Origin of the sequence: Pseudarthrobacter sp. R1 (assembly GCF_024494415.1) — a bacterium.
Classification (GTDB): domain Bacteria; phylum Actinomycetota; class Actinomycetes; order Actinomycetales; family Micrococcaceae; genus Arthrobacter.
Genome location: NZ_JAMKFI010000011.1, coordinates 156,889 through 179,462 on the forward strand (window position 1 = coordinate 156,889; position 22,574 = coordinate 179,462).

A 22,574-nucleotide genomic window follows, 5' to 3' on the forward strand; every position below is an offset into this window, starting at 1 on the left:
GCCTCACCCCGGGCTTCCCAGGCCGGCGGAGCGGCAGCACCGGCCGGCCAGGCTGCGGGCATGCCCGTGATGTCCCAGGAGTCGATGCTTGCGCTGAAGCGGCGGGCGAGGCGCATCAACAGGGCTTTGGCCGAGAAATACCCCTACGCCCATGCGGAGCTCGATTTCCGCAACCCCTTTGAACTGCTGGTGGCCACCGTTCTGTCAGCGCAAACCACCGACGTCACCGTCAACCAGATCACCCCGCTGCTGTTCCACCGCTATCCGGACCCGCGTTCCATGGCCGAGGCGGATCCGGCGGCGATCGAGGACATCATCAAGCCCACCGGGTTCTTCCGGGCGAAGACGCGGAGCCTCATCGCCCTGTGCACCAGGTTGGTGGACGAGTACAACGGCGTTGTCCCGGGGCGGCTGGAAGACCTGGTGACATTGCCAGGCGTGGGACGCAAGACTGCCAACGTGGTGCTGGGCAATGCCTTCGGAGTCCCCGGCATCACGGTCGACACCCACTTTGGCCGCCTCGCCCGCAGATTCGGCTGGACCCAGTCGGAGGACCCTGTCCAGATCGAGTATGACGTTGCCGAGCTTTTCGAGAAGCGGGACTGGACCATGCTGTCCCACCGGGTGGTGTTCCACGGGCGGCGGGTATGCCATTCCCGGAAGCCCGCGTGCGGGGCGTGCCCCGTCGCCAACTGGTGCCCCAGCTATGGTTTGGGTGAAACGGATCCCGTCAAGGCGGCCAAGCTGCTGAAATACGAACTCGCCCCGGGCAGCGAAGCCCTGCTCGCACAACTGCAGGCTGAAACGCACAGGGCAGCCGAAATCAGGATGGCATCCCAAAAGAGGAGACCGTGAGCGCCCGCGAGGACCTGATCGAGTTGGCGCGCAGGGCGGAGGCGGGATCGGCTGCCTCCCCTGACCCCCTCTGGGCAGCCCTCACCGTGGACGCGAAACGGGCGCGCAGGGCGGCGGTGCTGATGCTCTTCGGTGCGCTGGATGACGTTCCGGCTGTGTCCGGGAAGCCGTTGGCACCGGCAGACCTTGATGTCCTGCTGCTGGAGCGCGCGCACACGCTGGGATCCCATCCCGGGCAGGTGGCTTTCCCTGGCGGCAGCATTGACGACCCGGAAACGCCGGTACAGGCGGCCTTACGCGAAGCGGAGGAAGAAACGGGCCTGGACTCGGACGGCGTTGAAGTCCTGGGCACCCTTCAGGAGCTCGGCCTTGCGCACAGCAACTTCCTCGTCACTCCCGTGCTCGGGTGGTGGCGGTCGCCATCGCCCGTCCGGGTGGTGGACTATGCCGAGTCCGCCCAGGTGTTCCGGATCCCCGTCCGGGACCTGCTGGACCCGGATAACAGGGTCATGGCCACGGTCCACCGCGCCGGCCGTACTTTCGACAGCCCCGCGTTCACCGTCAACGGTGTTGTGGTTTGGGGGTTTACGGGAATAGTCCTGAACGGACTCTTTGAACAGCTCGGGTGGGCTGTGCCCTGGGACCGGAACCGGGTCCATCCGATGGGTGTCTGACTTCTGCTTCTGGCTTCGCCCGCCGGCTTTTGACTCGCCGGGCGTCCTTGGCTCCGGCTGGTTTCCTTCGTACCAGCCGGTCAGGCCTGCTGCTGGCGGAGATCCACCACGATGCCGGTGGCCGCATTCTCGCGCATGGCGTTGATGCCCTCAACCAAGGTGTTGAGGGACTTAAAGTTTGGTGAAACGGCAACGATGTTGCCGTCCGCGTCCGTCAGCCTAAGCCGGTACGACTCGTCCCCTACCCGATGTATTTCAAACCTGCCCGCCATATGCCGGACCTCCCCTTGGTGTGCGTCGTTGCATCAACCTACGGACCGATCTGTTTCAGTCACCACAAGACTGTAACCCGCGTCACCGCAGCCCGGCGAGCTACTGCCGGGTAGGTTACATTTCTCGACAAATGTCGCGGTGCGGGGCCCTTGGGAAGCGTCCGGGAGGAGCTCCTACTTCGCGTGGTCGTACGAATCGACCACTGCGACGCTCATCGGGAACTCCACGGGGATAGGTCCGAACAGCAGTTCCTTGGCGGCGTTGGCGGCGTCCTCGATCGCCCTGATGCCGGCATCGACCAAGTGCTCCGGCGCATGGACCATCACCTCGTCGTGGAGGAAGAAGACGAGTTCCGCCCGGCCGGAACCTTCCGCGTGCAAGGTACGCAGCCGCCGTCGTAATTCCGCGAGCCAGCACGCGGCCCAGTCCGCCGCCGAACCCTGGACTACGAAGTTGCGCGTGAAACGCCCCCTGGAACGTGCGATCGATTCCGCCCGGCGCTGCTCCTCTGCGGACGAAGAGCGCTGGCTTTGGAACCACCGGTCCGACGGCGGCGGGCTGCTGCGGCCCAGCCGGGTGCTGACCGTTCCGCCCGACTCACCGGCGCGGGCGGCCCGTTCCACGAAGTCCACAGCCCGGGGGTACGTTTTGGCGAGCTGTGGCATGAGCCGCCCTGCCTCTCCGGAGGTGGCTCCGTACATGGCTCCCAGCAGCGCCATTTTCGCTTTGGCGCGGTCGCCACCGAACCCCTTGGCGGCGATGCCTGCGTAGAGGTCCTGGTCCCGGGCGGCCTCGGCCATGGTGGAGTCCTTTGCCAGGGCCACCAGCACACGGGGCTCGAGCTGGGAGGCGTCCGCGACGATCAGTTTGTACCCGGGGTCGGCGTGGACGGCGCCCCGGATTTGGCGCGGAATCTGCAGGGCGCCGCCGCCCCTTGACGCCCAGCGGCCCGAAACGACGCCGCCCACCACATATTCGGGGCGGAACCGGCCACCGGCCACCCACGCATCAAGCCAGGCCCACCCGTTGGCTGTGTGCAGGCGCGAAAGCTTCTTGTAGGCCAGGAGCGGGGCGATGGCCGGGTGCTTCGATTCCTTCAGTTCCCACTGCCTGGTGCTTTTCACCTCGATCCCGTTTCGGTGCAGGGCACGCATCAGGTCCTGCGGGGAATCCGGGTTCAGTGTAGGCGCGTTTAAGAGGCCGCGCAGTTCGAGGTTCAACGCCTCCAGTTTTGCCGGCCGGTGGCCCACGGGCGGGCGGGGGCCGAGATAACCGGCCAGGATCTCCTCGTGCAGGTCCTCCCGCCAGGGGACCCCGGCATGCTGCATTTCAGCGGCGATCATGGCGCCGGCGGATTCGGCGGCCAGCAGAAGCTGCAGCCGGTTGCGCCGGTTCTCCTCGGGGCTGACCGACGCCAGGGCTACCTGCTGCGCGGCGTATTCCTCCCGAAGGTCCTCAAGGGTGTGCCGGGGGCTGAATCCGGTGTCCGGATCGTCGAAAAGCGCATCCTGTTCCGGTGGCGGCGGAGGCGGTTGGAGGGCCCGGGGCGGCTGCTGCTGCGGGTCATCGAGCGTGACCTTGTCCGAGTTCACGGCGTAGTCAGTGTGGGCGGTGAACTGCGAATGCGCAAGTATATTGCCGCACAGATTCAGGTCGTAGCACCGGTCCAGTTCCACCCCGGACGCCAGCAGGGAGGGGTACCAGTCCTGGGTCCGGTGCCAGATCCAGCGGGGCGGCTGCCCGCCCTGCGGCCGGCGTTCCAGACCACGGACGACGGCGGCCAGGTCGCTTGCGCTGACAGGCCGGGGTTCCGGGTTGGACGGGTGGGGGCTGCCGGCCTGCGTGAGTTCCTGCAGGACCGCCCCCTGGGGGTGGGCGGCAAGCAGGAGGTACATGGTCCAATTCTGCCTTGTCTTCAACAGTCCTTATGCCGGACGACTCTTCCTGCACAGGGCGGGTGGAACCGGCGTTGTTCACATACGGACTCGCTGCCCTTATCCCCTCGGGTTCGTGGGGGGGACAGTGGGTTCATGAGCAGGCACCAGCTGACCCCGTCCCACGTTGATCCCGGCCGGCCCGCGCACCCGTTCGGGCGGATCGCTGATGAGCTCCCCGGGGCACCGCCGGACGGGGTGGCTTACGGCGCGGATCCGGAAAGGAGCGGAGGCGCGTGGCTGCCGGACGGTGCGGAAGAGGTGCTGCTGGTTACCTCCTCTGCCGTCCTGCGGGCAGAAGTGGAGCGCATTGTCGCCGCCGCCGGAGCCCACCTTCGCGTTGTGGCCGATGCACTTGAGGGCGGCAGGTACTGGGACGGCGCAGCGGCAGTTCTGGTGGGGAGTGACATCCGTGAACTTCCGCCCCGGCGGCGGGCACCGGCCGTCCTCGTGGGACTGGATGGTGAAGGTGACAGCCTGTGGCACCTGGCTGCAGCCCTCGGCGCGGAGAGGGTGGCCGTGCTGCCGGACGCCGCTGCCTGGCTCGCCGATCACCTGAGCCGCTCCCGGTCTCCGGGCCCTGGCGGACTCATCCTGGGCGTCACCGGCGGGTGCGGCGGGGCCGGAGCCACCACCGCCGCCATCTGGATAGCCCAGGCGGCCGCCGGGATGGGTGCCCGGGTACTGCTCGTTGACGGCGACCCGTGGGGTGGCGGGCTGGAACTGGCCATCGCTGCGGAAGAGACACCGGGCCTCCGTTGGCCTGATCTTTCTGAAGCCCGTGGCAGCATCGATCCCGGCCAGCTTTCTGACTCGCTTCCGGTCTCGGGGGGATTCTCTTTCCTGTCCTGGCCTGCCAGCCGGGAACAACCTGTTCCGGTAACAGCGGCTACCACCACGGGGGTGCTGGATGCCGGGCGCCGGGGGTATGAGCTGGTGGTCGTGGACATTGGCAGGGGAACCGGTCCGTTGCAGTCCTATGCGTGGGACTGCGACCGCATCATGATGGTGGTTCCCGCGCAGCTGAAGGCTGCTGTCGCAGCCGTACGCCTCCTTCAGGAGTTTCCGCCGATTGAAGCTGCGCTTCTGGTGCGGGGCAGGCCGGGGGCGGCACTGGACGGATCTCTCATTTCCGAGGCCATCGGGCTTCCCGTGCAGGGACGCGTTCCTGAGCTTCGCGGTGTCAGTGCGGCCATGGAGTCCGGCCGCCTCCTGGACCTGGGCAGGCGGCGGAACGTCCGGCATTTTGCTGCCTCCGTGCTCGATTCCCTCGGGGATGACTTGCCCGCAGGCGACCTGGGATGAAGCAGCAGGCTTCTCCGCATGGAGCGGGACCGGTGGACGGACTGCGGCGGCGTGCCCGAAACATTGAAAGCCAGCGCCGTGACCCGCGCCGGGATGCCCGCCTTCCGGTGGACTCGGGACTGCTGGAATCGGTCCGTGAGTCCATGATGGCCGATGCAGGGGCAGTAACGCCGTCGCGGGTGGCAGCCGCCGTTCAGGCTACCGGCAAGTTGCTGGGCACGGCGGGGTCGCTCGCAGCGGTGGAGCGGATCAGCGCGGAGCTGAACGGGCTGGGACCGCTGCAGGAGCTCACCCGGGATCCGGCGGTTACGGACATCTTCGTCAATGCACCGGATTCCGTCTGGGTGGACCGCGGCCGGGGCATCGAACGCACGGCTGTGGCTTTCGCTGACGAGACACAGTTGCGGGCGCTGGCCTGCAGGCTGGTGGCCGCCGGAGGGCGCCGCCTGGATGACGGTTCGCCTTGCGTCGATGTGCGGCTGCCGGGCGGCTACCGCGTCCATGCCGTGCTGCCGCCGGTGTCTACTGCGGGAACGCTGCTCAGCATCAGGATCCGGCGGGAGCGGGTTTTTACCCTGGACGAGTTGCAGGCTGCGGGCATGTTCGGCTCGCTCGTGAAGGAAGTCCTGGGAAAGGTGCTGGAGCTCAAGCTGAGCTTTCTGATCAGCGGCGCCACCGGTTCCGGCAAGACCACCCTGCTGTCCACCCTGCTCGGTCTTTGTGCCCCGCAGGAGCGGCTGGTCCTCATCGAGGATGCTTCGGAACTGAACCCCGTCCATCCGCATGTGGTCTGCCTCGAATCCCGGCACGGAAACCTTGAAGGCGGCGGGGAAGTGAGCTTGGGCGAGCTTGTCCGTCAGGCCCTGCGCATGCGGCCGGACCGGCTGGTGGTCGGGGAGTGCCGCGGCGCAGAGGTACGGGAATTGCTGACAGCCATGAACACCGGCCACAGCGGCGGGGGCGGAACCATCCACGCGAATACCGCTTCTGCCGTTCCCGCCCGGCTCACGGCACTGGGTGCGCTCGCCGGGTTGAGCCCGGAAGGTGTTCAGCTTCAGGCTGCCAGTGCCCTGGACGTGGTGATCCACGTCGAAAGGACCAGCCGCGGCAGGGAAGTGACGTGTATTGGCGTCATTTCCGACGGCCCCGCCGGTCTTCACGTGCTCTCCGCCCTGGAGGCACCAGAGGGCACGGCCGTTCCAGGTCCGGCATGGCCCGCCCTCGCCGGCCGGCTTGGACTTGAGCCGGGGGACACCCTGTGACCGTTTGCCTTGCAGCGGCTCTGGTGCTGGCTGCGGTATTGATTCTTCGCCCGCCCCGGGGCGCGCCAGCGAGGCTGCGCCGCGTAGCCGGCGGTTTTGCTCCCTCAGCACCAGGGAGTCGTTTGGGCCGCCGGTTCCGGTGGCTCAGGCCCGGCGCCAGGGGAGCGGCAATATCTGGTTCCGCGGTACCCATGACTCTCGTGGTTCAGCAACTGGCTGCCCTGCTTAAAGGCGGGCGAACGCCGGCCCGGTTGTGGGACGAGCTGTGGTTTGTCTATGGCACTGCCGCGGAACCCGGGGCCGCGGACTTTACTGCGTCCGGCCTTGGTTCCGGGGCTCGGCCCTTGTCACCGTCCGACCGGGCGGAGGGAGAAACGGCAGGGCTGCGGGCGAGCGGCCTGAGCGCAGGATCCGCCGTGGTGCTGGCTGCGGCCCGAGGGGCTGCCAGCACCGGGACGCCGGTATCGGAGGCCATCCGCCGCTCCTTGCCAGGAGTCTTTTCACGGTCCGACAGGGAACTCCGGATCTGGTCGGAACTGGCCGCTTGCTTCGACATCGCAGAAGCAAGCGGCTGCCCCCTGGCCGACGTACTCACCAGGTTCGCGGCGCAGCTCGAAGTGGAGGACGACGCCGACGCTGCCCGCCACACAGCCCTGGCCGGGCCCAAGGCCACCGTCACTCTGTTGACCTGGCTCCCGCTCATGGGACTGGGCCTGGGAATGGCACTTGGCGTGGACCCGCTGGCAATACTGCTGGGAACTCCGCTGGGGCTCGCAGCCCTGGCGGCCGGGATTGCGCTGACCGTGGCGGGCAGGGTGTGGTCCGCCAAGCTGGTGGCAGCGGCGGCCGGTGCGGGAGTGCCATGACCGAAGCTGCTGTTTTGGCAATGTCGATCTTCCTTGCCATGGCCTCGGCGGCGTGGCTCCTGTGTCCTGGCAAGGGCAGGGCACGGAAGCGGCTCATCAACCTGCCATTGGCCGGCCCCCACGTTTCGGGAACCGATCCGCCGGGTGCGGACGGACGGCATCAGAACCGGGCCGGCCCCGATGGCCTGAGGGACACCGCCATGATGCTTGAACTGGTGGCAGCCATGCTGGACGCAGGGTCCGGGATTGGGCGTTCGCTCGAACTGGTGTCGGCCTCTGCTTCCACCGAGTACAGGGAGTCCCTCCGGCCGGTTGTTTCGGCGCTCGCAATCGGAGCGGACTGGGAAACGGCGTGGCGCAGCTCAGCAGTCCGGCTTCCGGAGATCCTGGAGCTGCGGGACGCCCTGGGGTTCGCGGCACTCACGGGTGCGCCGTCCTCCGCCATCCTCTATGCGCAGGCTGCCAGGCTCCGCCGGGAAAGGTTTCGTGCTGCCGAGAAGCGGGCGGCCTCGCTGGGCGTGAAGCTGGTGATCCCGCTGGGCCTGTGTTCGCTTCCGGCCTTCATTTGCCTGGGCGTGGTACCCGTCCTGCTTGCCCTGGTGCCGGCCGGATCCTAGCCGGAACAAGGGTGCCCGCCGGAAGCACAAATACGCGCTCCTTCCCTCCACAGCGGGGAACAGACCTGACTTTTCCACTTACACCAGCCCAGGCCTTAGCGGTTGCAGCCGGACCCGGAAGAGTCGAAGAAGCCGGCAGCCCTGCCGGCCCACAGAAAGGAAACAGCCCATGTCCATCAACCAGGACCGCCACTACACCGCCGGAGCCGCAGCACTCGCCGCATCCCGAGCGAACCCCAAACGACGCCTGAGCGGCCGCCAGCCCACGGATTCCCGCGGCGCTGGCGACGTTGGCCTGCCAGCCAACGTCGTGGAGCTCTATCCAGGAGCAACTCTTCCGCGTCACCGTTCTGGCGTCCGCCGGCTCATGGGGTCGGAAGCCGGCATGGCCACTGCTGAGTACGCCATCGCGACTCTCGCAGCCGTCGGCTTTGCGGGGCTGTTGGTCTTCATCCTTCGCAGCGAGGAGGTACGGGGGTTCCTGCTGAACCTGATCCGCACGGCACTGGCACTGCCATGACCTGCGGACCGGACGTGTTGCGCCTCCGGCTGCTTCCGGGTCCAGGCAACCGGAGGAGTCCGTGGCCGAATTCGGGGGTGGCCGGGTGCTGCCCGCTACGGTATCGCTGCCGTAGCAGGACCGGCCGACACGTGGCGGGGTCCTGCGGGGCAGTCACCGCGGAGTTCGCCGTGACGCTGCCTGCGGTCCTGCTGTTGCTGGCCATGCTCCTCGCAGGTGCGGCGGCCGGTGTTACCCAGCTGCGTTTGGAAGAGGGAGCACGGGCCGGTGCCCGGGCCTTGGCCCGCGGTGACGATTCCGCCGCAGTGGAAAGGATCGTCCGGACCCTCTCGGGTGCATCGGCCTCCGCGGTTATCGCAGCAGAGGGGGAGTGGTTGAGTGTGACGGTCACGGATCGAGTAGGCGGCCCGCTGGGGGCGTCGATTCCCTGGACGCTCACTGCCCGCGCTTCATCGCGCAGTGAAACGGCAACCGCAAGGCCGTACCGGCCGAACCATTGGGGCACCTACGGCGGCGGGTCTGCCGGCCAGCTGCATGTGCGGGTGGCTGGTGGCGCCGGGGCAGTCGCCGGATGACGTGCTTCAGCGCGACGATGAAGCACGGTACGGGCAACCGGGAACGAGGGTCCGGGACTGTCCTGGCCGCGGGACTGGCCCTGGTGGTGATGATGGCTATGGCGCTGCTGCTGCTCCTGGCGCAGTCGGCCGTGATGGCCAGCAGGGCAGCCGCCGCCGCTGATCTTGCTGCGCTCGCCGGCGCCGACGCCCTGCGCGGCATCACGGACGGGAAACCATGCACGGTCGCTGTGGAGGTAGCTGCCCGGCATGCTGCCTCGGTGCTTAGCTGCTCGGAGGGGGAGGGGCACACGCTTGAGGTTCACACCGAGCTGACGGAGAGGACGATTTTGGGGGCAGCTACCGGCCATGCCCGCGCAGGACCTCCGCCGTAGCCCGCGACTTCTCCTGGCGCCGGATCCCTAACGCCGGAACTCCCCTCAGAAGGAATCCCGGTGACCCGTCAGCGCTGGACGTCCACGCTCACGCCGCTGGCCTCGGTGGCGTCCTTGAGCAGGACGTCGAGCAGGGTGACCGCTGCTGCCTTGTCGAGCGGATTGTTCTTGTTACCGCACTTGGGTGACTGGACACAGGAAGGGCAACCGGATTCGCATTCACAGGCCTTGATGGCGTCCCGGGTCGCGGCCAGCCACACCCTCGCCTTGTCGAATCCGCGTTCGGCGAAGCCGGCCCCGCCAGGGTGCCCGTCATACACAAAAATGGTGGGCACCCCGGTGTCGGCATGCAGGGCAGTGGAGACGCCGCCGATATCCCACCGGTCACTGGACGCCACCAGCGGAAGCAGGCCGATTGCTGCGTGTTCCGCGGCATGCAGGGCGCCCGGGAACTGGGCCTCGATCAGTCCGGCGGCAGTGAGGGACCGGTTATCCACCACGAACCACACAGCCTTGGTGAACAGGTCCCTGGCGCCAAGATCAAGCGGTTCCTCGCCGAGGATCTCGTTGGAAATCAGGGCCTTGCGTTGAAAGGAGACCACCTGCGTGGTGACCTTCACGTCGCCGAAATGCAGGGAAACATCACCCCACGTGGCTGTGCGCTGCGTTTCCAGTACCTCGATCTGCGTCACATCCCGCGCGGTGGTGTAGTAGTCGGGATTGGCCCGGCGGACCACCACGCAGTGATCGTCCTCGTTGAGGTCCTCCACGACGTAGCTGTCGCCCTGGTGGATGTAAACGGCGCCGGTGTGCGCCTGGTAGTGGGTCTGGGGAGAGTCCATCGTTCCGAGGAGGGAGCCAGTATCAGCATCGACAATACTCACCGGCCCGCCCCCGTCAGCCCGCAGGTTCACCAGTGCCGCGGCGCTCTGGGAATGGGTCCAGAACCAGCCCGCGGGCCGGCGGCGAAGATAGCCTTGGGCCACCAGGCGGTCCAACAGCATCTCCGCGGTGCTCCCAAACAGGTCAAGCTCGCCGACGCCGAGCGGAAGTTCAGCCGCTGCCGCGCACAGATGCGGACCGAGTACGTACGGGTTCGACGGGTCGAAGACGGTAGCTTCCACCGAAACATCAAAAATCGCTTCCGGGTGGTTCACCAGGAACGTGTCCAGCGGATCGTCGCTGGCCACAAACGCCGCGATGGCGTCCTGCCCCGCCCGGCCGGCCCGCCCGATCTGCTGGAATAGCGAAGCCCTGGTGCCTGGCCAGCCGGCCACCAGGACGGCGTCCAGCCCGGAAATGTCGATGCCCAACTCCAGGGCGGAGGTGCTCGAAACACCCAGGAGCCTGCCCGAGCGCAGCGCCTTCTCCACTTCCCGGCGTTCCTCGGGAAGATAACCGGAACGGTAGGCAGCTACGCGCTGCGGCAGGCTTGGATCAACCTCGTCCAGGAGGCGTTTGGTGATGGACGAGATGGTCTCCGCGCCGCGCCGGGACTTGATGAAGGCTATGGTGCGGACCTGCGCTGACACCAGGTTGGCCAGCAGGTCCGCGGTTTCCGCGACAGCGGTGCGCCGCTCCCTGGCACCGTTCTCACCCTTGAGCTCGGTCAGCGCCGGCTCCCAGAAAGCTACGGTGGTCGAACCATGCGGTGAACCATCCTCCGACACCGCCTTGACGGGTGCCCCGATGAGCCGGGCGAAGGAGACATGGGGGTCGGATGCGGTTGCCGAGGCAGCGATGAAGACAGGCTCCGGGAAAGCCGAACCGGCACCGTAGTACGCGCAGATCCGGCGGAGGCGCCGCATCAGGTTGGCTACATGCGAGCCGAAAACGCCGCGGTAGCTGTGCGCCTCGTCAATGATCACGTAGCGGAGGCGGCGGAAAAACCCCGCCCACCAGGCGTGGTTGGGAAGGATGCCAAAGTGCAGCATGTCCGGGTTCGCCAGGATGAAATTGGCGTGGTCGCGGATCCACCGGCGGGACGCAGGGTCGGTGTCGCCGTCATAGGTTTCCGCCCGCACGGTGGACAGTTTCAGGGCCCTGATGGCGTTCAGCTGGTCGGCTGCGAGGGCCTTGGTGGGGGACAGGTACAGGGTGACCGCGCCGTCGTCGTGAATCTTTCCGGGGTCGGCAAGGACCCGCAGTTCCGAGCGGTGGATGGCATCCAGCGCCGGCAGCTGATAGGCGAGTGATTTCCCGGAGGCGGTGCCGGTAGCAACCACAACATGCTCCCCGCCATGGGCGATGTTCGCCGCCTCAACCTGATGGCGGTAGGGCTGGTGGACACCGAGCGAACCGTAGGCGGCCACCAGATCGGGGTGAACCCAATCGGGCCACGGCTCATGCGCGGCTTCACGGGCGGGGATGGTGCGGACATGACGCAGCTGTTCCGGGTCCGGGCCGCGGCCCAGCAAGGGAATCAGGGAGTCATGGGGGTTCACCCCAATATTCTTTCACTCCGCAACACACCAGCAGGCCCGGTTCGCCCTCGGGGTAAACCCGGCAAGCCTGGCCCGGAACTGCGGACTAGCTCAGGGACAGATCTGACCCGTCGTGGGATGCCGAAAGCATCAGTACGCGCGAAACGGTGGTCCACCCCAGGTGGGAATAGAGCTTCTGGCCGTCCAGGGATGCCAGCAGCAGGCCGCTTTGCACGTCATGTTCAAAAGCCTGCGCCGCCAGTGCCCGCATGATGAAACTGCCCAGTCCACGCCGCTGGAAGGCCGGTTCGGTGATGATCTTGTCGAACACCGCGGTATCGCCCACCACATAGACGCGGCCGCTGGCAGCCACAGCCTCCCCGGACCGGACAACCGCGTAGTGCACACCGTCCTGCGAGGAGGTTGTGAGCGCCAGGTCATCGTCGGAAAGCCAGGGATCCTCAGCGTCCTGGGTTTCCATATCCACGATCATCATGGCTTGTGAGTCGGAGGTGACGTTCAGCCCATGCTGCCGGGCCAGGGCCGAGTACCGGGCGAGGTCGTTGGTCAGGATCGTCAGGACCCTCGCCGGCACTTCCGCCGTCTTCGCAGCCAAAGCCGCAAACTCCGCATCCGTGGGCTCGGACGCGAAAAACTCCCACTCCCCACTGGTGTCAGCGCGGAATGCGGCGGGGAAGCGGCCTTCCGAGGACGTCCGGTACCCGCGACAACCTGCCCAGCCGGCCACCCATACTTCGAGAAGGCCAGTGATGTCGTTAACCATGGTTTCCGGGCTCATGGGATGAGACTATTCCAGCCCGGTCACAAGCAACAGGGGTAGCCGCGGCTGAAGCATGGTGCTTATGCAATTGTGATGCGCAGGGATGACGGAGGGCTGCAGGGGCCGGGCAGGCTGCCGGAATTCGAGCCGGTACCCTTAAATACGTGGCTTTGAACCGAATTGTGCTCTTTTACGGCTTTACCCCCATCGCAGATCCTGATGCGGTGCGGCTGTGGCAGCGTGCCCTGTGCGAGAAGCTGGGACTGACCGGCCGCATCCTCATTTCCAAGGACGGCATCAACGCCACGGTGGGCGGCGAAATCGGTGCAGTTAAGCAGTACGTCAAGACCACGCGCGAATACAAGGGATTCCACGGTATCGACGTCAAATGGTCCGGCGGCGGCGCCGAGGACTTCCCGAGGCTGAGCGTCAAGGTCCGCGATGAGATCGTCTCCTTCGGCGCGCCCGGCGAGCTCAAGGTGGATGCCAACGGCGTGGTGGGCGGGGGTACGCACCTCAAGCCCGAAGAGCTGCACGAACTGGTTGACGCCAAGAAGCAGGGCGGCGAGGAGGTTGTTTTCTTCGACGGCCGGAACGCCTTCGAGGCCCAGATCGGCCGGTTCAAGGACGCCATCGTCCCCGACGTTGCCACCACCCACGACTTCATCAAGGAGCTCGAATCCGGCAAGTACGACGCCCTGAAGGACAAGCCGGTGGTCACCTACTGCACCGGCGGCATCCGATGTGAGGTGCTCTCCAGCCTGATGGTTAACCGCGGCTTCAAAGAGGTGTACCAGCTGGACGGCGGCATCGTCCGGTACGGCGAAACGTTTAAGGACCAGGGGCTGTGGGAAGGCTCGCTGTACGTGTTCGACAAGCGCATGCACCTCGAGTTCAGCGAGGACGCCAAAACCATCGGGCAATGCACCCGCTGCGCCGCCCCCACCAGCAAGTTCGAAAACTGCTCCAACCCCAGCTGCCGCACCCTCACCCTGTACTGCGCGGAGTGCGCATCCAGTCCGGAAACCCTCCGCTGCCCTGAAGGCTGCACGGCCTGACCGCAGCGGCTGCGCAGCCTGGGCCCCGCCAGCCTGAGCCCCGCCGGCCTAAAGCCCGCGGAGAAAGTCAGAGCCGCCGCACGCGATAGGCATAGTTGGCAGAAGTCCGGGCCTCCACCGTGATGGTCAAGGCTGTTTCGGCGGAGAGATAGATGACGTTTTCACGGGTGACCCCGCACCGCAGCCCCAGCTCCACCAAGGTGAGTGAATCACTCCGGACCGTGAAAGTCACCCGCCGCTGGCTTCGGCACGTGAGGGCCAGCGCGTAGGTGCCTGTCCCCATGACGGCCGTGGTTTCGGTCCGCACCTCGCCCATGGCCAGCAGTCCGGCCGCCGCGTGGACCACGGGGTGGCCGGTATCGGGCAGGGTCCGGGCCACCCACGCTTCAAGCTCGGCCTCACTGACGGGCTCGCGCTGCAACGGATCCCTGGTGAATATCGGAGCAGGGGCCACCGTCTCCGCAGGCTCGGCAGTATCGCCCCAGCTCCGGCCGTCGTCGTACGTGTATTCACAGCCGCTGAGCGCCGGCCCTGCCGCCAGCACAAGCCCGAGGACGACGGCGGCCACTGGGTTCCGCGTCAGCGGCGCCCGGGCTGTCCGCCCCGGGGAAGGCGCGGAGGTGGTCCGCACACTGGGCATAGTCCGACTTTAAGCCCGCGCGCCGCTGCGGGCCATACCTATTCGGCCGGCGTCAATTGATAGGCGTAGATCAGGGGTGCGTCCACGCTGGAGGTGCTGATTTCGAGGGTCCCGGAGCGTGGCAGCGCGATCCGAGTGATCTCCCTGCTGCCATTGCATGCCGCTCCGGCGTCCACCACAGCTTCCCCGTCCAATGACACCGCAAAGAAGGCCTTGCCCCCGCCCTCGCACGTCGCCGTCAGGGTGTATCGGCCGGCAGGGACGTCACGGGCCTCCTGGACAATGCGGTCCCGGTTGAGGATCTTGCCGGCGTCTTCGATCAGGGTGCCGGGGGCTGTTGGCAGTGCAGTGGCGCGCCACCCGGGAACATCCGCATTCTCGATCGAGACCACGGGCGAACACCCCGCCAGGGCCGCAGCCGCCGCACCTGCCAGTGCCAAGGCAGAAAGGCGGAGGCGCCCTAACTTGGCAGGCTGTTTCCGGGCGCGCAAAAGGATGGGAGACGGTGTCGGCATACCTCAACGCTACCCCGTCCGGGACCCGTCCCGGTTTCCGGTGGCCATGGCCGGTCTAAACTTGGGCGGTGCCTAAATCCCCATACGAGTTCACCGCCGGCAACATCCCCGACGCTCCCCGCAGCGATCTCCCGGAGCTCCTCACGGCACTTGCCGTGGACCTGCGCCAGGTGGATTACACGCTCGACGGCGTCGCCGGGCTTTTGGGCGAATCGGCCTACGTTGCGCTGAACCGTGACCAGATCATCCCGGCCCTGCTGGCTGCCGAGCGCGCGGAGCGGCGGGACGAAGGCACGAAGGCGCTCGCCGCCGTCGTCCGCTTATGGCTGCTCGCCGAGCCGCAGCCCAGCGAAAAACTCGACGCCGCCCTGCCGGGCATCCGTGCCGAGGGCCTGCAGAAGCTGGGGCTGGTGGAGCCCGTTCCCGGCGGCTCCCTCCTGGGGGCGAAAGCCGATCTGCGGCCGTACGGCTGGGACGCAAATGAGGACGGCAGCGGCGGCGCGGAACTGTGGGTGGCCAGCGACCTCGCGGCGCATCAGCAGGAAGGCGTCCTCCGGCACGACCACGTCCTGGGCATCGGCCAGGCTTCCACCACCCTGGTGCAGACAACGTTCCGGCGGCACACCGGGCGTGCGCTGGACCTGGGGACGGGGTGCGGCATCCAGGCATTCCACCTGCTGCACCACTGCGAGCACGTGACGGCCACGGACATTTCGGAACGGGCCCTGGCCTTTACGCGGTTCAACATCCTGCTTAACGCTGAGGCGCTGTCGGTGGACCCGGCCCGGCTGGAGGACCGGGTGAGCCTGCGCCTTGGCTCGCTCCTGGAGCCCGTGGCCGGCGAGGATTTCGGCCTGGTGGTCTCCAACCCGCCCTTCGTTATCACTCCGCGGAGTGCGGGGGAGGAGACGTCAGGGCAGTTCACGTACCGCGACGGCGGCCTGCCGGGTGATGAAATTGTGGCGGCCCTCGTGGCCGGGTTACCGGCCGTGCTGGCTCCCGGCGGCACTGCACAAATGCTCGGAAACTGGGAGGTGCCGGCCGGTGCTGCCTGGCACGAGCGCCCCCAAGGCTGGGTGCCCGACGGCGTGGATGCCTGGTTCATCCAGCGGGAGATGGTGGGCCCGGAGGAGTACGCCGAAACATGGCTGCGCGACGCGTCCGAGAGCCGTGACCGGCAGCACTACCGTGACGCCTACGAGGCCTACCTTGCAGACTTCGAGTCCCGGAACGTGGCGGGAATCGGTTTCGGAATGGTGCTGCTGCGCCGGCCCGTTTCGCCCGGGCAGGCTGCCTTCAACCGGTTCGAGGAAATCACCTACCCCATCGAACAGCCCATCGGCCCCCACCTCGGCGCCGCCCTGGAACGCCAGGACTGGCTGGCAGCGAACAACATCAGCGAATCGCACCTGCTGGTGGCCGACGACGTCACCGAGGAACGCCACCAGCGGCCCGGTGCCGAACATCCCGGGGTGATCCTGCTCCGCCAAGGTGCGGGCCTGCGCCGGACAAACCTCCTCAGTACCGAACTCGCCGGGTTTATTTCCGCCTGCGACGGCGACCTGTCCGCCGGCCAGATTGCCGGGGCGCTGGAGGCCCTGCTGGGCGGCGGCGGGGATGGCCAAGGAGCCGGGGAGGAAGGGTTCGACGCCGGCTCATTCCGGCGCGGTTTGCTCACCGATGTGGCCAACCTGGTCCGGGACGGCTTCCTGATCCCGGCCTCGGACTGAGGCGCGTAAACCCCTCCGCAGAACCCCCGTCTTTTCCACATGGATGCGCACAATTCTCCAAAATATGGTGAACTAGGCCAGTATGGGCGCATCTGCCCGAGCAACCTTTTTCTGTAGGAGCACCGTGCCAAGCAAGGCCAAAACCGGCAAGAAACTCGTGATTGTGGAGTCTCCGGCCAAGAGCAAGACCATCGCCAAGTACCTTGGCGAGGGCTTCATCGTAGAGGCCTCCATTGGTCACATCCGCGACCTGCCGCAGCCGTCGGAACTCCCTGCCGAACTGAAGAAAACCTCGGTAGGCAAGTTCGCCGTCGACATTGAGCACGACTTCAAGCCCTACTACGTGGTGTCCGCGGACAAAAAGAAAAAGGTGACCGAGCTCAAGGCTGCGCTCAAGGACGCCGACGAACTTTATCTCGCAACCGATGGGGACCGCGAGGGCGAGGCCATCGCGTGGCACCTGCTGGAAGTGCTCAAGCCCAAGGTCCCGGTGTACCGGATGACCTTCGGCGAAATCACCAAGGAAGCCATCCAGCGCGCCATGGGCAACCTGCGCGATGTTGATTCGGCCCTGGTGGACGCCCAGGAAACCCGCCGTGTCCTGGACCGCCTCTACGGCTACGAAATTTCCCCGGTGCTGTGGCGCAAGGTGGCCCGTGGCCTGTCCGCGGGCCGCGTGCAGTCCGTGGTTACCCGCATGGTGGTTGACCGCGAACGTGAACGCATGGCCTTCAAGGCCGCCTCCTACTGGGACCTCACCGGTCAGTTCGGCGCCGATGCCGGTTCCTTCAAAGCCAAGCTCGCCGCCGTGGACGGTGCCAAGGTGGCCAGCGGCCGGGACTTCAACGACGACGGCGTACTGACCTCAAAGAACGTTGCCCACCTCAACGAGGAGCTGGCGACCTCCCTGTCGGCGGGGCTGCAGGACGCATCGTTCACTGTCCGGTCCGTGGACACCAAGCCGTACACCCGCCGTCCGGCTGCGCCCTTCACCACCTCCACACTGCAGCAGGAAGCGGGCCGCAAGCTCCGCTTCTCCTCCAAGAGCACCATGCAGGTGGCCCAGCGGCTGTACGAAAACGGCTACATCACCTATATGCGTACGGACTCCTCCGCGCTGAGCGACGAAGCAGTGACCGCTGCCCGGCGCCAGGCCTCGGAGCTGTACGGTCCCGAGTACATCCCGCAGTCACCTCGCGTGTACACCGGCAAGGCAGCCAACGCGCAGGAGGCACACGAAGCCATCCGTCCTGCCGGTGACTCCTTCCGCACTCCCGCGCAGGTGGCGAAGCAGCTCTCGGGCGACGAATTCCGGCTGTACGAATTGATCTGGAAGCGGACCGTCGCCTCCCAGATGGGCGACGCCAAGGGGTCGACGGCGACCATCCGCCTTGGTGCCGTTGCCTCCGACGGGCGGGACGCTGAGTTCTCCGCGTCCGGTACCGTCATCACTTTCCCCGGCTTCCTGGCAGCCTACGAGGAAGGCAAGGACGAGACCCGCGGCGACGACGACTCCGACGAAGCCCGCCGCCTTCCCAATGTGGCCAAGGGGGACGCCCTGGCTGCTTCCGAGATCATCGCGGTGGGCCACGAGACCTCACCGCCCCCGCGTTACACGGAAGCGTCGTTGACGGCGGAACTGGAGAAAAAGGGCATCGGCCGCCCGTCCACGTACGCGTCCACCATCTCCACCATCCAGGACCGCGGCTACGTCCGGAAACAAGGCTCTGCCCTGGTCCCGAGCTGGATCGCCTTCTCCGTGATCCGCCTGCTGGAGCAGCACTTCAGCGACTACGTTGATTACGAGTTCACGGCGGACATGGAAGGCGACCTGGACAAGATCGCCAACGGCCAGGCCGTAGGTGCTTCCTGGCTTAAGCACTTCTACTTCGGCGAAGACTCCGATCCGGGCCTGCTCAGCATCGTCAACAACCTGGGCGAGATCGACGCGCGGGAAATCAACTCCATTCCCATCACGGACCAGATCACGCTCCGGGTTGGCAAATTCGGCCCGTACCTGGAAAGTTCCGCAGCCACCGTTGACCCCAAGACCGGGGAGATCGTGGAGTCGGCGCGTGCCAACGTGCCGGAGGACCTCGCGCCGGACGAATTGACGGCCGCCAAGGCCATTGAGCTGATGGAGACCGCTGCACCGGAAGAACGCGTTCTTGGCGCGGATCCGCACACCGGGCACACCATCGTTGCCAAAAACGGCCGCTACGGCGCCTATGTCACCGAAATCATCCCCGAGATGACCGAGGAACAAATCGCCAACCAGCCGGTGGAGTACTACAAGAACGGCAAGCCCAAGCCGCCCAAGAAGCCGGTGAAGGCCAAGCCGCGCACTGGTTCGCTCTTCAAGTCGATGACTGTGGAGTCGGTGACCCTCGACGAGGCGCTGCAGCTGATGAGCCTGCCCCGCGTGCTCGGTGAGGACGCCGAAGGCAACCTCATTACCGTGCAGAACGGCCGGTTCGGACCGTACCTGAAGAAGGGCACCGATTCCCGGTCGATCGGCTCCGAGGAAGAGATCTTCACCATCACGCTGGAACAGGCGCTGGAGATCTACTCCCAGCCCAAGCAGCGCGGTGCCCGTGCCGCCGTGCCGCCGCTCGCGGAGTTCGGACCGGATCCGGTGTCGGAGAAGAACATTGTGGTGAAGGAAGGCCGCTTTGGCCCCTACATCACCGATGGCATCACCAACATCACCGTTCCGCGGGCCACCTCGTTGGAGGAGCTTACCCGTGAACAGGCTGTTGAACTCCTCGCCGAGAAGCGCGCCAAGGGCCCGGTAAAGCGCACCGCTACAGCCCGCAAGGCTCCGGCGAAGAAGAAGGCCACGGCGAAGAAGTAATCGGAAGACCGTTTGCGCGGGCCACTGCAACGTGGTCGAGTAGGTATATGACTGAACAGCCCGCGCACACGGATCTCCAGCCGCTCAACGACCTCGAGGAGAAGCTCGCCAAGGGCGGACAGCCTGATGCCAGCCCCGTGGACGTCATCCTGTCCTTCCTGAACAGCGAGGTCTACATCGTCAGCTCGGACGGCATCGAGGGCGAGGATTCCCAGGTGGAGCCCCTTGTTTTGGCCAATGCCGATGGCGACCCCGTCCTGGCTGTCTTCTCGCACCCGAGCCGCGTTGACCAGCAGTACCTGGCAGCAGCTCCCAACGTCCTGGGCACCCAGGGTGCGGCCATCATCGCCAACATCGGGGACGAGCTGGGTATGGTCATCAACCCGGGCGCGGCCTACGGTTTCGAGATCAACCCCGAAGGCGTGGCCAACATCAAGCGTGACTTCAAGCGTGCTGACGAGCTTCCCGGCGACGCCCCGGCCGATCCGGCCGGAAACTGACTTTCTACCGCTGCCGGTTTGATGTGACGTGCCAGTTGGATCAGAAGGACCCGGCCGGGCAATAATGGCAGCATGCGGCTAGGCGTCCTCGATATCGGGTCCAACACTGTCCACCTCCTCCTGGTGGATGCCCACCCCGGCGCGCGGCCAGTGCCCTTTGCATCGCACAAACGGCCGCTGTCCCTGGTCCAGTACCTGGAGCCGGACGGCAGCATCAGTGACGCCGGCCAGCACGAACTCACCGAATTCGTGCTGGAAGCGTGGGAGTTCGCCGCCCGGCATAATGCCGAGGACCTCCTTGCTTTTTGTACCTCCGCCATCCGCGAGGCCACCAACGGCCCCGAGGTCCTGGCCCGGGTCAAGCACGAGACCACCGTCACGCTGCAGGAACTCACCGGCAGCGAAGAAGCGTCCATGACCTTCTTCGCTGTCCGTCGCTGGCACGGCTGGGGTGCCGGACCCATCCTGAACCTGGATATCGGCGGCGGCTCCTTTGAGATGGCCTTCGGCCAGGACGAACTCCCGGAGGTCGCCACCTCGGTTCCCCTTGGCGCCAGCAGGCTCACCCGGGACTGGCTGGATGAGGACCCGCCCTCGGCCAAGAGCGTCAAGGAACTGCGGCGCTACATCCGTGCCACGCTCAAGCCCGCGGTGCGTGAGTTCGACGGGCTGGGCCGGGCCAATGTCGTCGCCGGAACCTCCAAGACCTTCCGGTCCCTCGCCCGGATCGCCGGTGCCGCTCCCAGCGCGGCGGGCCCCTACGTCAAGCGAGAGCTGCGCGGTTCGGACCTGGGGGTCTGGGCGCAGCGCATCTCGGCGATGAAAGCCGAGGACCGGCTCCACTTGCCTGCCGTTTCCGAGGCGAGGGCACACCAACTGCTTGCCGGGGCGCTCGTCGCCGAGACGGCTTTGGAGCTCTTCAAGTTCAAGAAAATCACGATTTGCCCGTGGGCGCTCCGTGAAGGCCTGATTCTGCGCCGCCTCGACCAGCTGGTGTTCTCTGGTCCGTTGGAGCCCGCCGCGCATGTAGTGGCGGCAGCCGTGGAGGCATCTGTCTAGGACAGGCGGTTAAATGCGGAAGCACCGGGACCGGCAACAGGAAAATGGGGGAAAACCTGTTGCCGGCCACCGGTGCCCTGGCAGGCATCCCCATGCCTGCCGCATCACTCGCACCCTCAATGAGGTAATAACTACAGTAGGGGCGCAACTTGTGAGGGACCTGCGCTGAACATGGGAGCCAGCTGTGAACCTATTTCGGCCAGTTCCCGTTCAGGGGATGTTTGCTCACTGATTTCTGCGCCCGGAGGATCAAACTGCAATGATGGAGCCATGAGCAACCGAATCGCATTCCTTGGCTGTGGGTCCATGAACGAAGCCATCCTCGGCGGCCTGCTGGAAGCCGGTACAGACCCGGCCGACGTCGTGGCCACCGTACGGCGCGCGGAGCGTGCCGCGGAACTCGCCGAGCGCTATCACGGCATCACCGCGATCGCCGGTGAGGAAGAGCCGGATAACAACAAGCAGGCAACCAAGGGGTCCGGCGTCGTGATCCTGGGTGTAAAGCCTGTTGGCATCACCGACCTCGCCCGCGAGATCAGCGGTTCTTTGGCTCATGACACCGTGGTAGTGAGTGTAGCGGCCGCTGTTTCCATCGCCCAGCTTGAAGCCGCCCTGCCCGCCGGCCAGCCGGTGATCCGCAGCATGCCCAACACGCCTGCCAAGCTGGGACGCGGCGTCGTATCAGTTTCTCCGGGCACCAACTGCACCCCGGAACAGCTGCAGAAGGTCAAGGACATCCTGCAGGGCGCCGGAACCGTTGTCGAGGTGCCGGAAGGACAGGTAGACGCCCTGTCGGCCATCAGCGGCTCAGGCCCCGCTTACGCCTTCTACCTTGCCGAGGCTATGGCTGCCGCAGGGGAGGAGCTGGGCCTGGACGCGGAACTGTCCCTGCTCCTGGCCCGCGAAACCGTGGCCGGCGCCGGATTTATGCTCGCCGAGCCCGGCGCCAGTCCCGCGGCGTTGCGCAAAGCGGTGACCAGCCCCAACGGCACCACGGAGCGGGCCATCGCAATCTTCGACGAGCGGGGCATTCCGTCCATCATCGCCGCCGGAGCGCGCGCAGCAGCGGACAGGGCAGCGGAGATCACCAAACAACTGGGCTGACGTGGGCCCATCGGTTCACGGCCGGGCCGCGAAGCGCTCCAGCAGGTCCACGTGCCCGGACACGATCAGCATGTCGCGGGAGGACACTTTGGTTTCCGGCCGCGCGTAGGTGAAGTCCTCGCCGGGTGATTTGACGCCCACAATCGTTACGCCGTACTTGGAGCGGACCTTGGACTCGTCGAGGGTGAACCCGACTGTTTCGCGCGGCGGGTACATCTTTACGATGGCGAAATCGTCGTCGAACTCGATGAAGTCCAGCATGCGCCCGGACACCAGGTGGGCAGCCCGGACCCCGGCGTCGGCCTCGGGGTAAATGACATGGTTGGCGCCGATGCGGGTGAGGATCTTGCCGTGCGAGGGCGTAATGGCCTTCACCCACAGATGCTCAATGCCAAGATCCACCAGGTTCACGGTGATCAGCACCGAGGACTCGATGGACGTGCCAACGCCCACGACGGCGGAGCTGAACTCCTGCGCGCCCAGCTGGCGGAGCGCGTCGATGTTGGTGGCATCGGCCTCGACAACGTGCGTCAGGAGGGGCGCCCACTTCTGCACCAGGGTCCGGTCCCGTTCGATCGCGAGCACTTCCCGGCCTTGCTTGACCAGCTGCTCGGCGGTGGAGGAACCGAAGCGGCCCAGCCCGATGACCAGCACC

At 66.4% G+C, this 22,574-nt stretch carries 22 protein-coding genes; 15 read left to right on the forward strand and 7 right to left on the reverse strand.

The window, feature by feature from the left end; all coding sequences use genetic code 11:
- Window positions 1–60: 60 nt before the first annotated feature.
- Both nth and M8J71_RS21715 read left to right on the forward strand, forming a co-directional pair.
- The gene (nth, locus tag M8J71_RS21710; protein WP_256250099.1) at window positions 61–855 is read left to right on the forward strand and encodes an endonuclease III; all 795 of its coding nucleotides are present in this window, start codon (window positions 61–63) and stop codon (window positions 853–855) included.
- The gene (locus tag M8J71_RS21715; protein ID WP_256249922.1) at window positions 852–1,529 is read left to right on the forward strand and encodes an NUDIX hydrolase; all 678 of its coding nucleotides are present in this window, start codon (window positions 852–854) and stop codon (window positions 1,527–1,529) included. Before nth ends, M8J71_RS21715 begins: the two co-directional genes overlap by 4 nt.
- 80 nt (window positions 1,530–1,609) lie before the next feature.
- Here the strand turns inward: M8J71_RS21715 and M8J71_RS21720 are convergent, their stop codons facing one another.
- Together M8J71_RS21720 and M8J71_RS21725 are read right to left on the reverse strand one after the other, a co-directional pair.
- Window positions 1,610–1,801 (reverse strand): YegP family protein, encoded by a 192-nt coding sequence (locus M8J71_RS21720; protein ID WP_256249923.1) that lies wholly within the window; start codon window positions 1,799–1,801, stop codon window positions 1,610–1,612.
- A gap of 174 nt (window positions 1,802–1,975) precedes the next feature.
- Window positions 1,976–3,697, reverse strand: coding sequence for a bifunctional 3'-5' exonuclease/DNA polymerase (locus tag M8J71_RS21725; RefSeq protein ID WP_256249924.1), 1,722 nt, complete (start codon window positions 3,695–3,697; stop codon window positions 1,976–1,978).
- 279 nt (window positions 3,698–3,976) lie between these two features.
- Between M8J71_RS21725 and ssd the strand changes: the two genes are divergently transcribed.
- The 7 genes from ssd to M8J71_RS21760 all read left to right on the forward strand — a co-directional run bounded on the left by ssd (window position 3,977) and on the right by M8J71_RS21760 (window position 9,255).
- Window positions 3,977–5,041: a septum site-determining protein Ssd gene (gene ssd, locus M8J71_RS21730; RefSeq protein ID WP_256250100.1), complete on the forward strand. Its 1,065-nt coding sequence runs from the start codon at window positions 3,977–3,979 to the stop codon at window positions 5,039–5,041.
- The gene (locus M8J71_RS21735) at window positions 5,038–6,303 is read left to right on the forward strand and encodes a TadA family conjugal transfer-associated ATPase (protein WP_256249925.1); all 1,266 of its coding nucleotides are present in this window, start codon (window positions 5,038–5,040) and stop codon (window positions 6,301–6,303) included. Before ssd ends, M8J71_RS21735 begins: the two co-directional genes overlap by 4 nt.
- Window positions 6,300–7,169, forward strand: a complete 870-nt coding sequence (locus tag M8J71_RS21740) for a type II secretion system F family protein (protein WP_256249926.1) — start codon at window positions 6,300–6,302, stop codon at window positions 7,167–7,169. Before M8J71_RS21735 ends, M8J71_RS21740 begins: the two co-directional genes overlap by 4 nt.
- Window positions 7,166–7,786, forward strand: a complete 621-nt coding sequence (locus tag M8J71_RS21745) for a type II secretion system F family protein (RefSeq protein ID WP_256249927.1) — start codon at window positions 7,166–7,168, stop codon at window positions 7,784–7,786. Before M8J71_RS21740 ends, M8J71_RS21745 begins: the two co-directional genes overlap by 4 nt.
- Before the next feature lie 169 nt (window positions 7,787–7,955).
- The gene (locus tag M8J71_RS21750; protein WP_256249928.1) at window positions 7,956–8,306 is read left to right on the forward strand and encodes a DUF4244 domain-containing protein; all 351 of its coding nucleotides are present in this window, start codon (window positions 7,956–7,958) and stop codon (window positions 8,304–8,306) included.
- A 131-nt stretch (window positions 8,307–8,437) separates the two neighbouring features.
- On the forward strand, window positions 8,438–8,881 hold the full coding sequence (locus tag M8J71_RS21755; RefSeq protein ID WP_256249929.1) for a TadE family type IV pilus minor pilin: 444 nt from the start codon (window positions 8,438–8,440) through the stop codon (window positions 8,879–8,881).
- Window positions 8,878–9,255, forward strand: coding sequence for an Rv3654c family TadE-like protein (locus M8J71_RS21760; RefSeq protein ID WP_256249930.1), 378 nt, complete (start codon window positions 8,878–8,880; stop codon window positions 9,253–9,255). The genes M8J71_RS21755 and M8J71_RS21760 overlap by 4 nt, the downstream gene beginning before the upstream one ends.
- Before the next feature lie 68 nt (window positions 9,256–9,323).
- Here the strand turns inward: M8J71_RS21760 and M8J71_RS21765 are convergent, their stop codons facing one another.
- Together M8J71_RS21765 and M8J71_RS21770 are read right to left on the reverse strand one after the other, a co-directional pair.
- The gene (locus M8J71_RS21765) at window positions 9,324–11,699 is read right to left on the reverse strand and encodes a DEAD/DEAH box helicase (RefSeq protein WP_256249931.1); all 2,376 of its coding nucleotides are present in this window, start codon (window positions 11,697–11,699) and stop codon (window positions 9,324–9,326) included.
- A gap of 85 nt (window positions 11,700–11,784) precedes the next feature.
- Entirely contained in the window at window positions 11,785–12,477 is a 693-nt protein-coding gene (locus M8J71_RS21770; protein WP_256249932.1) for a GNAT family N-acetyltransferase, read from the reverse strand.
- Window positions 12,478–12,623: 146 nt separating this feature from the next.
- Between M8J71_RS21770 and trhO the strand changes: the two genes are divergently transcribed.
- On the forward strand, window positions 12,624–13,517 hold the full coding sequence (trhO, locus tag M8J71_RS21775; protein ID WP_256249933.1) for an oxygen-dependent tRNA uridine(34) hydroxylase TrhO: 894 nt from the start codon (window positions 12,624–12,626) through the stop codon (window positions 13,515–13,517).
- A gap of 67 nt (window positions 13,518–13,584) precedes the next feature.
- On the opposite strand, the gene M8J71_RS21780 is transcribed toward trhO, so the two are convergent.
- Both M8J71_RS21780 and M8J71_RS21785 read right to left on the reverse strand, forming a co-directional pair.
- Window positions 13,585–14,157, reverse strand: a complete 573-nt coding sequence (locus M8J71_RS21780) for a hypothetical protein (RefSeq protein WP_256249934.1) — start codon at window positions 14,155–14,157, stop codon at window positions 13,585–13,587.
- Window positions 14,158–14,195: 38 nt separating this feature from the next.
- Entirely contained in the window at window positions 14,196–14,672 is a 477-nt protein-coding gene (locus M8J71_RS21785) for a hypothetical protein (RefSeq protein WP_256249935.1), read from the reverse strand.
- 68 nt (window positions 14,673–14,740) lie between these two features.
- Between M8J71_RS21785 and M8J71_RS21790 the strand changes: the two genes are divergently transcribed.
- From M8J71_RS21790 to proC, 5 genes are all read left to right on the forward strand, one after another.
- Window positions 14,741–16,402, forward strand: coding sequence for a DUF7059 domain-containing protein (locus M8J71_RS21790; protein ID WP_256249936.1), 1,662 nt, complete (start codon window positions 14,741–14,743; stop codon window positions 16,400–16,402).
- Window positions 16,403–16,526: 124 nt separating this feature from the next.
- Complete coding sequence (topA, locus tag M8J71_RS21795) at window positions 16,527–19,256, forward strand: type I DNA topoisomerase (protein WP_256249937.1); 2,730 nt, start codon at window positions 16,527–16,529, stop codon at window positions 19,254–19,256.
- Window positions 19,257–19,303: 47 nt separating this feature from the next.
- The gene (locus tag M8J71_RS21800) at window positions 19,304–19,756 is read left to right on the forward strand and encodes an SseB family protein (protein ID WP_256249938.1); all 453 of its coding nucleotides are present in this window, start codon (window positions 19,304–19,306) and stop codon (window positions 19,754–19,756) included.
- 72 nt (window positions 19,757–19,828) lie between these two features.
- Complete coding sequence (locus M8J71_RS21805; protein WP_256249939.1) at window positions 19,829–20,815, forward strand: Ppx/GppA phosphatase family protein; 987 nt, start codon at window positions 19,829–19,831, stop codon at window positions 20,813–20,815.
- A 270-nt stretch (window positions 20,816–21,085) separates the two neighbouring features.
- Window positions 21,086–21,919: a pyrroline-5-carboxylate reductase gene (gene proC / locus M8J71_RS21810; RefSeq protein WP_256249940.1), complete on the forward strand. Its 834-nt coding sequence runs from the start codon at window positions 21,086–21,088 to the stop codon at window positions 21,917–21,919.
- 15 nt (window positions 21,920–21,934) lie between these two features.
- On the opposite strand, the gene M8J71_RS21815 is transcribed toward proC, so the two are convergent.
- A complete protein-coding gene (locus M8J71_RS21815) occupies window positions 21,935–22,573 on the reverse strand; it encodes a potassium channel family protein (protein WP_172801511.1) in 639 nt (212 codons plus the stop codon).
- Window position 22,574: the final 1 nt, after the last annotated feature.